Genomic DNA, 15,060 nt, shown 5'->3' with positions numbered 1-15,060 from the left:
GATAAAATGTTAAATATTTCTCACAAACAGCTTATGACCCTGAAGGATAAATTCAGAAACAAACGAATTGCGGTTATCGGCGACATGATGCTCGACAGTTATTTCCAAGGGAAAGTCAGCAGAATATCTCCAGAAGCACCTGTCCCAATAGTAGAAGTAGAAAATGAATTTATGAGATTTGGTGGCGCATTAAACGTAGCTTACAATATTTTAACGCTCGGCGGAATACCTTTACCCATCGGAATTATTGGTGACGACGCCGAAGGGAAACTACTCAAAAAGTTGATGAGGGAAGCGAACATTTCCGATGAAGCAATTTTTACGGACAAATCGAGACCTACCACTTCCAAAACGCGTGTTATTGCCCACAGCCAACAAGTTGTACGAATCGATAAAGAATCGACCGCACCGCTATCAAGACAGTTAGAAAAAAAAATTATCGATTATATTAAACATGACTTTTCAAACATCGACGCAATAATTCTGCAGGATTACAACAAAGGCGTTCTTACACAAAACCTTATAAGAGAAGTAATTAAAAAGGCTAACGAGGAAAATAAAATTGTTACCGTAGACCCTAAATTCAATAACTTCTTTGAATATAAAAACGTAACTGTTTTCAAACCGAACAGAAAAGAAACTGAAGACGCCTTGAGTATGAAACTCAAAAATGATGATGATATTTCTGAAGCTGGAGAAAAATTACTGCACAGTTTAAATGCTCGTTATATTTTGCTAACTTTAGGCGAAGCAGGTATTGCCTTATTTGAAAAAGGAAAGCCAGAGAAAAGAGTGCCTACTAAAGCCCGAAAGGTAGCAGATGTATCCGGCGCGGGCGATACCGTGATATCAACAATCACAATAGCGCTGGCTGCAGGTGTTGATATTTATAATGCAGCTTATCTTGCAAATTATGCAGGCGGTATAGTATGTCAGGAAGTCGGAATAGTTCCTATTAATATCGATGATTTAATTTCTGCAGTTAAGGAAGAGTTGAAAAAATGAACATTATTTTATCGCACGAGGAGCTTCTACTTATCCGAAAACAATTAGCCATGCAAGGCAAAAAGGTTGTTTTCACAAATGGTTGCTTTGACATAATTCATGCCGGTCATGTTGATTACCTTATTAAAGCAAAACAACTCGGTGATATTTTAATTGTAGCAATTAACTCGGACGAATCCGTCAGGAGAATTAAAGGAGAAAAACGACCAATACTAAATCAGAAAGAGCGTACATTTATTGTTTCGAATCTCAAACCCGTCGACTTTGTAACAGTATTTGAGGAAGATACTCCTTACGAGATAATTAAAAAAATAGTACCCGATATTCTTGTAAAAGGAGCCGATTGGTCAAAAGATAAAATTGTTGGAGCAGATATTGTTGAAAGCAATGGCGGCAAAGTTGAGACCATTGAATTTGTCAACATTCAATCTACCTCTAATATTATCAATACTATTTTAGAGCGGTATAAATAATGCCGGCGGAAAAGAACAAATCAAAAAAGTCATTGTTCAGAAGAATTGTAAACATTTTTATTGCAGCTGGATTGCTATTTATCGGACTGATTATTCTTTTCATCGGCTTTTCTCAAACACGTACATTTCGAAATTTTATCAAGGATAATCTTGTAAAAATTGTCAATTCGAATACAGATGCAAAATTATCAATTGAGAATATTGAAGGAACAATCTTAACCTCTGTTTTTATCAACAAACCTCATTTGACAACCGGTTCAGATACTTTACTCAACGCAGAAAAATTGATAATCAAAACCAGCCCATTACAACTATTATTGAAAAGAATTTATATAAGAGAAGTTGAATTAAGGAACGCCTCAATAAATCTATTACAGGATAAAAACGGTGAATGGAATTTTTCTGCTTTATTCAAACCAAAAGAAGAAAAGGAAACTAAATCCGAGTTTACATTCAAAATAATTGCCCCTCGAATAAGTCTGGTTAATGTAAATTTCAGAATGCAGAAATATAATTATCGCGGTTCAGTTTCCGATTATAAAATATTAAATACCGACGACTTGAGAATCGAGAACCTGAATTTCGATGCGGCAGCTTTTGCCTCCCCTTCCGAAAAAGCTTATATGCTGAACATCAAGTCGATGTCAATGGCGGGCAATTTCAATAACTTTTTGATAAACAATCTCAGTGGCATTTTCGAAGTAACAAGTAAATATGCATCGGTTAAAAACCTCAATATTCTGACAGGTCGCTCGGAAGTCAAAATAAGCGCCCGCTTCGACAGTCTGAATATTTTCAGCAAAATTAATTTGTCTGATTTTGAGTCATATCCAGTAGGATTGAAAGCTGAAATAAAAGCCTTTGACTTCGACGACCTTTCTTCGTTCGTCGGCAGCACGGAAATTCTTAAAGGCAAACCATCACTCACACTCGAAGCAGGGGGCGTATTTGGCAATATTAAAATTGACAAACTTTCTCTCAGATATTCTGATACTGAACTAAATCTTAATGGTTATCTCAAAAATTTACACCGTCCATCGGAATTGTACATCGATGCAAATATTAAGAATTCTTCCATAGTTTATAAAAATGTATTGAGTTTGCTTCCGTCTTTGAATCTTCCACATTTTAATAACCTCGAGCTTGCAAAGTTAAACATCGATTATCACGGTTATCCTACAAATTTCAAAGCCAGGCTGAGTGCAGAAACAGGAAGGAATCAGAAGCTTGACATCGATTGCTTATTGAATCTGAACAAAAGCCCGGTGGAGTATAAAATTAATTTTATAACAAAAAATCTAAATCTACAGCCCGTTATTAACATACCGACACGCATAAACGGCAAAGGAGAAATTGCAGGCAGTTCGTTTAACTTAAACACTCTCAACACTTTATTAAAACTCGAAGGCACTGATTCAGATATCAATAATATTCCGATATCGAATTATAAAATAAATTCGACAGCCTCTAACGGCGAAATTGAACTCGAAGCCGTAGCATCGGGAACAGCGGCTCAGCTCGACATTAAAGGTAATCTTACATTTCTTCCTGAATACATACCTAAATATTTCCTCGTCGGTAGACTGAATAATCTTGATCTATCGAGATTTTACAACGACGAGAACTACAAAAGCGACTTGAATTTCTATTTTAAAGCCGATGGCGTACACTTCAATCCCGATAGTATAAAAGGAACATTCTCCTTTGGAATCGATTCTTCTTCAATTAACGATAAGTTCATTGACTATGCAAATCTGGATTTAAAACTCTCCAACAGAAAAGATTACCGTGCCATCAATATCAACTCCGACTTATTGGATTTCAACATTGAAGGTAATTTTTCCTTAAATGATGCCATAGCTCTCATTAATTACCAGACGAATACAATCATAAAAATTTTCAGGGAGAAAATTGAAAACGTAAACCCAATTAATATTGTATACAGTGAAGAGGTTTCAGATTCAATGGAAATAGAATTGCCCGACGTAATTAAAAAAGAGATAGAATTCGAGTTTAATTTTACATTCAAGAATTTTGAACTGGTTGCTGCGCTGATCGGAAAGGAGAATCTCGATATTTCAGGCACCGGATATGGCACTGTAAGAAACAAGTCGCCTAATTTTTCCATAAACACTTCAATGAATCTTGATTATGTTATTCTTCTGGATAAAAAGTCAACAATCTATCTTTCCGATGTTGATGCCGATATCAATTTCATAAGAAACAATTATTATAATTCATTCGATAAATTATTCGGAATAGCATCGTTTACATCGAAACGATTTTACAGCGGAACAAATGTTGAGAATATAACCGCCGACCTTGTTTTCAACCAGAGCAAATTGTTTTATAACCTATCGGCAGACATTGAAGACTATGCCTCTGCTCATGCAGAAGGATACCTTACCACAACCCCAACGACAAAATATTTCAACATTAGTAACCTGGTAGTTCGATATAAAGAGATCGAGTGGAAAAACAAGGACACTATCAAAGCTGTTTATGACGACAACAATTTCCGTTTTGACAACCTGAATCTGTGGAGCGATACAACTTTCCTAGCTGCTTCGGGATTTGTTGATAGCAGAAGTAACCAGAAAATTTCAATCGAACTGAAGAAACTGTCGGGAAAAATTTTAAGCTCATACTTCCTCGGCGGTGAAGATCCTTTACTCAATATTAATTGCAATTTAAGTGCCGATATTGGAGGTAGTCTGAATTCGCCATTAATTAAATCAAAAATTGATTTCAAGTCAATCTATTACTCGGATTATAACTTAGGGAAAATGGAAGGCAATTTAAGCTACGGAGATAAAATTATCAGTGTCGATTTTGTCTTTATGGATTCAACTTTCAATTACAACAAACCTGTTATGACGATCAAGGGAACAATTCCATACGACCTTGCATTTACGAAAGTTGATGAAAGAGTGCCAGCAGATAAAGAAATGAGTATTAGTATTTTCTCCGACAATTTTAATTTAAAAACGCTTGGTAAAATTCTGCCGGGAATCGAAGAGCAGGATGGGCTACTTCTATCCGATATTAAACTACGAGGGCGAATCGACAATCCCCGATACTACGGTAATTTATCGATAATTAACGGTTCATTCAAATTCCTGGCAAATAATATCAACTATAATTTTGGTCTCCATTTTAGACTAAACGAACAAAAAGTTGATATCGACACACTCTACATCTCAAATACTGGAGGTACAAAAAGTGGTGGTACTATTTACGGTATAGGCTCAATCCTTATGGAAGGATTTTCATTGAAAAATTTGTCAGTTAAAGCCAGAGGTAAGTTAACGATATTGAATGAAAATTCGAAAGCCGTAAGTCCACAAATGTATGGTAACCTTACAATTGAAACCGACCCCGAATGGTTATTAACCTGGCGAGACGATCGTATCTTTATTCAGGGTAATGTAGTGGTCGATAATGCTAATCTATTTTATACATTGGGAGAAGAAACAGGTGGAACGCAGAAAAATGATTATCGAATTGTTTTCCTGGTCGACTCATCAAAAATCGACAAAGAGCTGTTAAAGTTTCAAGAAGTCCTCGAACAAGAGAAAAAAATACGCAAAGATTTAATGATCAGCAGAGAATCTTCGATTAACGTCGATTACTCGTTGGGAATACGCGTTCCAGACCGTGCGCAACTTGTCTTTATTCTATCACAGGTTGCAAATCAAAAACTCATTGTAGAAACCAGGGGAGATATGACTTACGAGAGTCTTTCCGGAAATACAAGAGCTCAAGGAGTATTCGAACTGTTAAACGGCTCAAAGCTGGAATTCTTCAAAACATTCGACGCTGAAGGATTTATCCGTTTTGAAAGCAGCATCTCGGAACCTTATCTGGACATAACTGCAACTTATCAAAACGATTATGTGCCGCCTTCTGACCCGAATGCCACGCCTGAGGAAGTGGCAATTAAAATTTTCATAAAAGGCCCCCTGTCGTCTATCGGTAGAAATCTGGTAAACAATTCCGAAAGCATTGCAATTTATGTGGGCAAAAAAAATATTCAAAACAACGTACGCGAAACTAAATACGACTACTCGGATGCATTTTCTTTTATTTTGTTCGGCAAATTTAAAAACGACTTAACCGCTGAGGACAGAGCAGAAACAGCCGGAATATTGAGCGATTTTCAGAGTACAGCCACATCTTTTCTCGGTTCCCTCTTAACGAATTTTGTGAACTCGGCAGTAGGAGATCTCGTTAACAATATTCAAATCAGTAGAACTGGCGAGCAAACTAAGTTTCGTTTTTCCGGAAAAATTCAGAACTTGCGTTACAGTTTCGGCGGTACTACTGAGGTTTTTCAAAATATAAACAAAGCCAATATAAAAATTGAATATCCATTTAACCCGAGTTTCCTTATCAGGTTGGAACGTAAAGATCCGATTATTCAAACTCCGGGTCTGGACGAAAAAGTAAATGAACTTGCATTAAAATATAAATTCGAATTCTAAATGAAAAACAACGTCAAAGCCTTCTTTAAAAGGCATCCCGGGCTAAAAATAAAAGCCAAAGATTTAGCCAGAGAATTGAACATTATCACCGAGCATCAGTACGCCGAATTGAAACATGTTCTTTTCAAACTCACAGAGGAACAATTTTTAACCAAGCTGGGCAAACGTTATCAGCTAAATTCAGGTGGAAATAAAAATTTGATTGGGACTCTTCAAATAGTCGAAAACGGGGCTTACGGTTTTGTAGTTCTGAAAAACATGAAAAGGAACGACATATTTGTAGCCGGCAAAAACCTCAACACAGCTATGGACGGCGATTTAGTTGAAGTTAAATTGCTCGAAAAGCGACGAGGCAAAAATATCGAGGGTATTATTACAAATGTTCTTGAAAGGAAACGCAAAGAGATAGTTGGAACTTTGAAAAAAAGTGACTCTTTCTTTTTCTTAGAACCCGACGACCCGAATATACATCGCGATATTTATATTCCACCGTCAAAACTCAAAGGGGCTCAAATCGGTGATAAGGTTGTTGCAGGCAATATCATCTGGGAATCCCACAACCTCAATCCGGAAGGCGAGATTATTGAAGTGCTCGGCAAAGCGGGATTATACGATACCGAAATCGCTTCAATTGCCAGAGAATTGGGACTTAAATACAAATTCCCGAAAAAGGTATTAAAGGAGGCTAATTCCATACCCGATAAAATTCCCGAGGAAGAGATTGCCCGGCGTATCGATTTAAGAGATAAAAATGTTTTTACAATTGACCCGGAAGATGCAAAAGATTTCGACGATGCGCTCTCAATTGAGACACTGCCAAATGGAAATTTCGAGGTGGGAATTCATATTGCAGACGTAAGTTATTATGTCGATGAAAATTCATATCTTTTTGAAGAAGCACTGGAAAGAGGCAATAGCGTTTACCTTGTCGGCAAAGTCATTCCAATGTTGCCCGAAAAATTATCCAATGAAATTTGTTCGCTTAATCCAGATGTTGATCGACTTACTTACTCTGTAATCGTCCAGATGACTCCAAATGCCAAAGTAGAAAGCTATGAAATTGTAAAAACAATCATTCAGAGCAAGCGACGTTTTACTTATGATGAAGTGCAGGAAATTCTTGATACAGGTACCGGAGACTTTAAAGACGAGCTTCTTCTGTTAAATAAAATTGCAAAAAAACTAAGACAGAAAAGAACTAAAAGAGGCAGTATAAACTTCTTCAAGCCTGAAGTTGTCTTTAAACTGGATAAAAATGGTAAACCTATTGATATCCGTATAAAGGAGATAAAAGAAAGCAACAATCTTGTAGAAGAATTCATGTTGTTAGCAAATCAAATAGTGGCGCGCCATATAAAAATTGCACGAAAAAATAAATCGAATGATTATCCCTTTATTTACAGGGTTCATGACGTACCAGATCCAGACAAGATTAAAGAATTTGCGCGATTCATCAAATCCCTGGGATACTCGTTTGACCCGAATTCTGCTAACAAGCCGATGGAATTTCAAAAACTTCTCGAATCTGTCAAAGGAAGCGAAGAAGAAGCTGTTATAAATGAAGTTGCAATCAGGTCGATGGCTAAAGCAGTCTACTCGACAAACAATATCGGTCATTATGGTCTTGGCTTTAAGGATTATACTCATTTTACTTCTCCAATAAGACGCTTTGCCGACCTGATGGTACATAAACTGATATATGATTATTCAAATAACAAAAAAACCAACTACAAGATTGAAGAGCTCGAGGAGATTTGCGATTATATTTCTGCCCGCGAGCGAGATGCAATGAACGCTGAAAGATTATCCGTAAAACTGAAACAAATTGAATATCTGCAAAGTAAACTCGGTGATGAATTTGAAGGCGTTGTATCGGGAATTACAAACTTCGGCATTTTCGTCGAATTGAAAGACACGCTGGCAGAAGGTTTGATAAAATTGAAAGACATGGAAGACGACTACTACATATTCGATGAAAAAAATTATATGCTAATTGGTAAACGTACAGGCAGAAGTATTCGGCTCGGCGATAAAATCAGAGTTCAACTTATTCGACTGGATGAAGAAAAACGAGAAATTGACTTTATTTTAATCGATTAATTGTCTGGAGTTAAGACGATGAAAAAATTCATTTTGATATTCCTTTTGTTTATTCAAGTCGTAGTTTACCCGCAGTTCGGGCAAAATAAGGTTCAATATAAAACCTATGACTGGTATTACATCCAGACAAAACACTTCGACATCTATTTTGCCGGAGGCGGCGAAACAGTAGCGGAATTTACAGCTTCGGCTGCTGAAGATGCATTGCAAAGAATTGAAGATGATTTTAATTACCAGATCAACAACAGGATTATTTTAATAATTTATAATTCTCACAATGATTTTCAGGAAACCAACGTAACTGATGAGTATACAGGTCAGGGAGTTGGTGGTTTTACCGAACCGTTTAAAAATAGAGTAGTTATCCCCTTCGAAGGTTCTTATGAAAAATTTAGACACGTCATACACCACGAACTTGTGCACGCCGTTATGCAGGACCTCTATTTCGGCGGGTCAATTCAAAATATTATTTCAAAAGGGATTACACTGCAATTGCCACATTGGTTCATGGAAGGAACTGCCGAGTACTTTTCGCAAGGCTGGGAAACTTATACTGACATGTTCATCAGAAATGCCATAATCAGCGAGGTTTTACCCGATATTCAGGGACTTAGTGGTTATCTCGGTTACAGAGGCGGACAATCCGTCTTTAAGTATATCGCCGATACATATGGAAGAGAAAAACTGGGAGAATTGATTAATAAAATTCAGGGACTCGGCTCGCTCGAAGCAGCCATGAAGGCTTCGCTTGGAATCGACCTCGAAGAGTTAAATGAAAGATGGAAAAAAAGTCTAAAAAAAGATTATTGGCCCGATATTGCTAATTACAAAGATCCCGATGAATTTGCAAAAAGATTAACTGATAACGAAAAACAGTACGGCTTTTATAACACAAGCCCGGCACTTTCCCCTCAGGGTGATAAAATTGCTTTTATTTCTGACCGCGATATTTTCCTCGATGTTTATATAATGGACGCTATCGAAGGAAAAATCATTAAAAAGGTAGTTGAAAGTGGTAAGACTGCGGACTTTGAAGAACTAAACATTCTTTATCCATCCCTTACATGGGCACCAGATAATATCCATATTGCACTTTCAACAAAAAGTAAAGGTTACGACGTAATATCCGTCATTAATACAGAAACTGGCGAAGTAGAAGAATTACCTTTTCGATTGCCCGGTATCGAATCGGTCGATTGGTCTCGCGACGGGAAAAAAATTGCTTTCTCGGCACATAATGAAAAGCAATCCGATATTTATTGCTACGACTTTGACAAGAAACAACTGATTAATGTGACCAACGACATTTTCAGCGATACCGACCCGAAATGGACTCCCGATGCAAGAAAAATAATTTTTTCTTCCGACCGCCGAGAATATATCAATCCCGATATGATTCCGAGTGATTTTATGATGAGCAATCACAATTATAGTCAACTTGATCTTTACATTGTTGATGTCGATTCCTACAAAATCGATAGGATAACGGACTGGGATTTAAGTAATGAAAGGTATCCAGAATTATCGCCCGATGGTAAAGAAATTCTTTTCATATCGGACAGAAACGGTATAAATAATATTTACCGCAAAAAGATTGTTCCCGATTCTACCGAGTCGATAGTTAAAATAAAAGCCTATCCAATTACGAATTCACTTTGTGAAGTCAGCCAGCCTTCAATTTCTTATGATGGGAAAAAACTTGTATTCACTGCGCTTTACAAACAGGGCTACAATCTTTTTATGCTGAATAATCCTTTCGACATCCATCCTGCTTCTGACTCCTTGAAGCCGACAAAATTTATGGAGTCGTTGTTTAGAAAAGATGTTTTTGTTTTGAGCGATTCCCTTGAAATTGATTCATTGAATTTAACGAAAGAAACCGAGCCCGATTCAACTGATAACAGAACTACTCCTAAATTTTTCATAGGGCAGTATAAAGAAAAAGAAGATAAGGATACAACGAGTTATGATTTAAGCAGATATGTCTTTGGAAAAATCGATGCAAACGATACTACACAAGTAATAGCAAGACAAAAATTATTTACAGAGAAACTCGACGACGAAGGTAATTTTCTCGTTAACAGGTACAAAGTTAATTTTACACCCGATTTAATTTATGCAAATGCCGGCTACAGTACACTTTATGGATTATTGGGTACAACAGTCCTTTCGTTCAGTGATGTACTTGGCAATCACCGCTTGATTGGAATTACTAGTTTGCAGGTTGACTTAAAAAACAGCGATTATGGGCTTGCTTATTATTACCTCGAAAAACGTCTGGATTTCGGAATTGAAGCGTTTCATACGGCTCGTTTTCTTTACAGGACAACCTTTTTCGGATATGAGCTTTATCGATTCCGCAATCTGGGACTGGTAACATCTTTCAGCTATCCACTCAATCGTTTTTATCGGATAGACGGTTCGTTCAGTGTAATGAATGTTACGGCTGAAAATCTGGATAACTACTACGAACCAGTGGATAAATCGACTTATACAGTACCGGCTGTCAGTTTTGTTCACGATAATTCATTATGGGGTTACACGTCACCTATTGAAGGTACCCGTTATTCGATCACACTATTCGGGAATGCAGGTCTTTTCAACACAAGACAAAGTTTCTATTCTATTAATTGGGATTACAGAAAATATTTCAGATTCTTCTTCGACAACTCCTTTGCAATACGCCTCTCAGGTGGTTATTCTGGCGGTGGCAATCCGCAAAGATTCTTTATGGGTGGCACAGAAAACTGGATTAACAGAAGTTTTGCCACACAGGATGTGCCCGTAGAATCGGCCGCCGACTTTGCATTCTTGTCGCCGGCTATGCCGATGAGAGGTTACGATTATGCCGAGCAAATTGGGACAAAATATTCTCTTCTCAACTTAGAGCTGAGAATGCCGTTAATTCGTTATCTGCTTACCGGTCCCCTCCCCCTTTTCTTCCAGAATATTCTTGGCACTGCTTTTCTCGATGCAGGTACGGCATGGACGGACAATTCTAAATTAAAATTATTCGGACGCAACGAGAATGGCACTCTGGTAACAGACGACTTGCTCCTTGGTACAGGTGTTGGTTTCAGAATTTACATGCTCTTCCTATGGAAGATTGATATAGCCTGGAAATGGAATCTGGAAGGTTTTTCTAAACCAAGATATTACCTTTCGATAGGATTGGACTTTTAAGAGAGCTGCCTTTTTCATAGACAGCTCTCCTTAGTTAATCTTTTTTAGAATTGTCTTTTCCTGAGGAACTGGATTTGACTTTGTAATCTGTGTGATAAAATCCACTTCCTTTGAAAATTGGCCCTGCTCCGGCTCCAATAAGCCTCTTAACAGTGCCACCACATTTGGGGCATGTGCTGAGTGGTTCGTCTGAAATTTTTTGAAATTCTTCAAACAAATAACCGCAATCATTACACTTATATTCGTATGTGGGCATAATTACTCCTCATTTGTCACAAACACAGTAAATTTAACTTTCTAAAATAATAACATTAGTTGATAAAAACACTACGTTTATTAGATAGATTTTTTGCATATTTGATTCATAAAAAATATGATGACTCTATGAAAAAATTCATATTACTCTTTTTGCTCTCTACAGCTTTCACTGGGTGTCTTAATTACACTCAAGTAACTACCATCAAAACAGACGGCTCAGGAAAAATGTTCATTCATTACTGGATGAAATGGACATCTCAAAGAGATTCAATTATCGTCGAGCAATTAGGACTTTTCAATCAGGATTCAATTCGTAAGGAATTTACTTCAGAATTTAACAAATTGACAAGCGTGGCAACCTATCGTGATTTCAATGACAGCACAATTCATGCGCAGATTGAATTTGAGTTTACAAACCTCGATTCTCTTAACCTCACGCCCATCTTCAGGGATTCCAAACTCAGCATAAAAGATATTGACGACAAAACAAAAGTATTTTCCCAGTTTATCAAGCCAATTGCAACCGGCTTCGGATTCGAAAGCAGCAACTTTTCACTTACATTCATCTATTACCTGCCGGGAGAAATTCTTAGCCATAATGCAACCGAAATTACACGTAATAAATTAACCTGGAAATATTCTCTTAATGAAATCGGAACAGGCAAATATATAACAGCTACTTATAGACCATTTAAATTAAAAGAAACACCGTCCTGGATTTATTATGCTGCTCTTTTGGTTTTACTGACCGTGATAGTATTTCTTTTTACAAAAAGAGTAAGATAGTATCGGTTTGACTAACCTCTTGTAATTAATTATATTTGTGGCTTGTTTTAGAAGAAAAAAATCGAGCCTAAGAAATTGGAAAACGTCCCTTTAATATTTTCTGGCACATCGAATCCTGAGCTTACGCAAAAAATTTGCAATTATCTTCATTTAAAAGAAGGTAAAATTGATATTCGGCGTTTTAGCGACGGGGAAATCTGGGTAAAGTTTCTCCAGAATATACGTGGACAGGATATTTACATTGTACAATCGACTCAGCCCCCAGCTGAAAATTTAATGGAATTGTTAATAATGATCGATGCTGCCAAAAGGGCATCTGCTAAACGCGTGACTGCTGTTTTGCCTTATTTTGGATATGCACGTCAGGATAGAAAGGACCAACCACGCGTTTCAATTACGGCAAAATTGGTAGCTAATTTAATTACCGTGGCCGGAGCCGATCGTGTAATAACAATGGATCTCCACGCAGCACAAATTCAGGGATTTTTCGATATACCATTCGACCACTTGTATGCATCCCCAATTTTTACACATTTATTTAAAGACCAGATTGATAACTTGGTCGTTGTTTCGCCAGATGTTGGAGGAATTAAACTTGCAAGATCTTATGCAAATCGATTAAATGCGGGGCTTGTGGTCATCGATAAAAGAAGACCCAGACACAATGTTGTCGAAGTAATGCATCTTATTGGTGACGTAGAAGGCAAAAATGTTTTGATAGTTGACGATTTAATCGATACTGGTGGAACTTTTGTTTCCGCTGTGAAAGCATTAAAAGAAAAAGGTGCAAATCAAATTTTCGGCGCAGTTACTCATCCTCTATTGTCTGGCGAAGCCATTTCAAGAATTGAATCCTCACCTTTAAATAAATTATACGTAACAGACAGTATACCATTAAGACATAAATGTGAAAAAATCGAAGTAAGAACTGCTTCAACGCTTCTTGCCGAAGCAATAATTCGTTCAAACAGAAATGAATCAATTAGTTCATTGTTCGAAATAGATAAAGATAAATAAATTAGTACAAGGAGTGATAAACGATGTCAGAATTCACAATCAAAGCAAAACGTAGAGTACTTACCACCAAAGGCGCTGTGAATAAATTACGCAAAGCTGGTAACGTACCAGGAATATTTTATATCAGCGGTCAGGATCCGATCCCTCTATATTTAACAGAATCTGCACTTCGACCGTTAGTCTATACTGCAGAAACACACATTGTTAATCTGGTTATTGACGAAGATCAACCACGCAAAGCAATTATTAAAGAAGTTCAGTTCGACCCCGTTACGGATAAGATGATTCACTGCGACTTTATGGGGATATCTCTCGATCATGAAATCGAAGTCGAAGTACCAGTTGTGCTCGAGGGAACGGCAATAGGCATTAAAGAAGGTGGGATTCTCCAGCAACTTTTACATAAACTTACAATTAAATGTCTACCCGGCAATATTCCAGAACATATAGCAATAGATATAACTAATCTAAAAATTGGAGATTCTGTTCATGTAAAAGATATCATGACAGATAAGTACAAGATAGAACATAACGAAGAGGTTGTGATTGCTTCTATAGTCCATGCAAGAGTTCAGGAAGAAACCCAAGTTGCTGAAACAGAAGAACCTCGAGAGCCAGAAGTTATATCGAAAGGTAAGTCAGAGGAATCAGAGGACTAGTTTTAATTGCGTGCTGTAATAGGTCTCGGAAATCCCGGTAAAGAATACGCAAATACACGACATAATATTGGATTTATTATTTTAGACCGTTTTGCTTCGGTCTATCGACTTAGTTTTAATCGTGAAAACAATTATCTGAAATCGGAAGGCTCATTAGGGTCTTCCGATTTTATTTTGGTTAAACCTACCACTTTCATGAATCTTAGCGGTGTCGCTGTAAAAGATTTTCTGAATAAATATAAAATCCCTCTTGCAGAAGTTCTCGTAATTACAGATGATGTCTATCTTAAAATTGGAAAAATAAGAATACGTCAACGCGGCAGCAATGGTGGCCATAATGGCCTCAAATCTATAATAGAACAACTGGGAGCAACCGATTTTCCTAGATTGCGATTCGGCATTGGCAATCCTGGCAATTTAATTCTATCGGAATATGTGCTTTCTCCGTTCCCCGAAGATGAATTGAAAATGATTGATTCGTCAATTGATTTAGCAGTCCATCTTGTAGAAAATTTTATAACTGGAGGTTACAAAGCAATGTTAGATACTTTTAGCAAAATTGCTTCCTGAAAATCGGATTAATATACAGTACAAAAAAATATTGCTCGACTCTAAAATTTATTGTATTTTTGAAGCCTAATTGATTTTAATTATTAACCCTGCTCCTTATTAATTAGAATTAAGGGGCCTAAAAGTCCAAAGGGAGGTGAAAAGATGCGTATAAGAACATACGAAAGTGTGGTTGTCATTAATGCTGCACTTGAAGATGAACAAATCGAATCTATTCTAAAGCGTATCGAAGATATCATCACGACTAACGGTGGTGAAATACTCGATATCGATAAGTGGGGCAGAAAACGCCTCGCATATCCAATTCAGAAAGCAAAAAGCGGTTATTATGCAATTTTCCGTTTTAATGCTCCAACAGATTCAATCAAAGAACTCGAGCGTAATTATCGTCTGGAAGAAAATATAATTCGGTTCCTTACCATTTTACTCGATAAGTTTGCATTAGAAGCAATTGCTAAGAAAAAAGAGTCGGCTGAGAATGAAACCTCAAACGACTCCGAAATTAATAACGAAAGTAAAGAATAA

Annotated in this window: 11 protein-coding genes; 10 read left to right on the top strand and 1 reads right to left on the bottom strand. The window is 37.1% G+C overall.

What is annotated here, in order from left to right; all coding sequences use genetic code 11:
• The first annotated feature begins 6 nt into the window (after positions 1–6).
• From rfaE1 to ACSSV9_RS07290, 5 genes are read left to right on the top strand one after another with little or no spacing between them, the layout of a single operon-like run.
• Positions 7–1,005 (top strand): D-glycero-beta-D-manno-heptose-7-phosphate kinase, encoded by a 999-nt coding sequence (gene rfaE1, locus ACSSV9_RS07310; RefSeq protein ID WP_437346588.1) that lies wholly within the window; start codon positions 7–9, stop codon positions 1,003–1,005.
• Positions 1,002–1,478 carry a D-glycero-beta-D-manno-heptose 1-phosphate adenylyltransferase gene (gene rfaE2 / locus ACSSV9_RS07305; protein WP_437346587.1) on the top strand — a complete coding sequence of 159 codons (477 nt, stop codon included), beginning with the start codon at positions 1,002–1,004 and terminating at the stop codon, positions 1,476–1,478. The genes rfaE1 and rfaE2 overlap by 4 nt, the downstream gene beginning before the upstream one ends.
• A complete protein-coding gene (locus ACSSV9_RS07300; protein ID WP_437346586.1) occupies positions 1,478–5,962 on the top strand; it encodes a translocation/assembly module TamB domain-containing protein in 4,485 nt (1,494 codons plus the stop codon). Before rfaE2 ends, ACSSV9_RS07300 begins: the two co-directional genes overlap by 1 nt.
• The gene (rnr, locus tag ACSSV9_RS07295) at positions 5,963–8,062 is read left to right on the top strand and encodes a ribonuclease R (RefSeq protein ID WP_437346585.1); all 2,100 of its coding nucleotides are present in this window, start codon (positions 5,963–5,965) and stop codon (positions 8,060–8,062) included.
• 18 nt (positions 8,063–8,080) lie between these two features.
• Entirely contained in the window at positions 8,081–11,245 is a 3,165-nt protein-coding gene (locus ACSSV9_RS07290; RefSeq protein WP_437346584.1) for a peptidase MA family metallohydrolase, read from the top strand.
• 34 nt (positions 11,246–11,279) lie between these two features.
• Here the strand turns inward: ACSSV9_RS07290 and ACSSV9_RS07285 are convergent, their stop codons facing one another.
• The gene (locus tag ACSSV9_RS07285) at positions 11,280–11,501 is read right to left on the bottom strand and encodes an FmdB family zinc ribbon protein (RefSeq protein ID WP_437346583.1); all 222 of its coding nucleotides are present in this window, start codon (positions 11,499–11,501) and stop codon (positions 11,280–11,282) included.
• A 128-nt stretch (positions 11,502–11,629) separates the two neighbouring features.
• Between ACSSV9_RS07285 and ACSSV9_RS07280 the strand changes: the two genes are divergently transcribed.
• The 5 genes from ACSSV9_RS07280 (at position 11,630) to rpsF (ending at position 15,060) form a co-directional block, all read left to right on the top strand.
• The gene (locus ACSSV9_RS07280; protein WP_437346582.1) at positions 11,630–12,289 is read left to right on the top strand and encodes a hypothetical protein; all 660 of its coding nucleotides are present in this window, start codon (positions 11,630–11,632) and stop codon (positions 12,287–12,289) included.
• Positions 12,290–12,364: 75 nt separating this feature from the next.
• The gene (locus tag ACSSV9_RS07275) at positions 12,365–13,306 is read left to right on the top strand and encodes a ribose-phosphate diphosphokinase (RefSeq protein WP_437346581.1); all 942 of its coding nucleotides are present in this window, start codon (positions 12,365–12,367) and stop codon (positions 13,304–13,306) included.
• A 23-nt stretch (positions 13,307–13,329) separates the two neighbouring features.
• Positions 13,330–13,965: a 50S ribosomal protein L25 gene (locus ACSSV9_RS07270; RefSeq protein WP_437346580.1), complete on the top strand. Its 636-nt coding sequence runs from the start codon at positions 13,330–13,332 to the stop codon at positions 13,963–13,965.
• Positions 13,966–13,971: 6 nt separating this feature from the next.
• Positions 13,972–14,535: an aminoacyl-tRNA hydrolase gene (pth, locus tag ACSSV9_RS07265; RefSeq protein ID WP_437346579.1), complete on the top strand. Its 564-nt coding sequence runs from the start codon at positions 13,972–13,974 to the stop codon at positions 14,533–14,535.
• A gap of 144 nt (positions 14,536–14,679) precedes the next feature.
• Positions 14,680–15,060, top strand: coding sequence for a 30S ribosomal protein S6 (rpsF, locus tag ACSSV9_RS07260; RefSeq protein WP_437346578.1), 381 nt, complete (start codon positions 14,680–14,682; stop codon positions 15,058–15,060).

It is taken from the genome of Melioribacter sulfuriphilus, assembly GCF_051488685.1.
Lineage (GTDB): Bacteria > Bacteroidota > Ignavibacteria > Ignavibacteriales > Melioribacteraceae > Melioribacter.
Note: the sequence above shows the minus strand (reverse complement) of the source record. Positions and strands in the feature narration are given on the sequence as shown.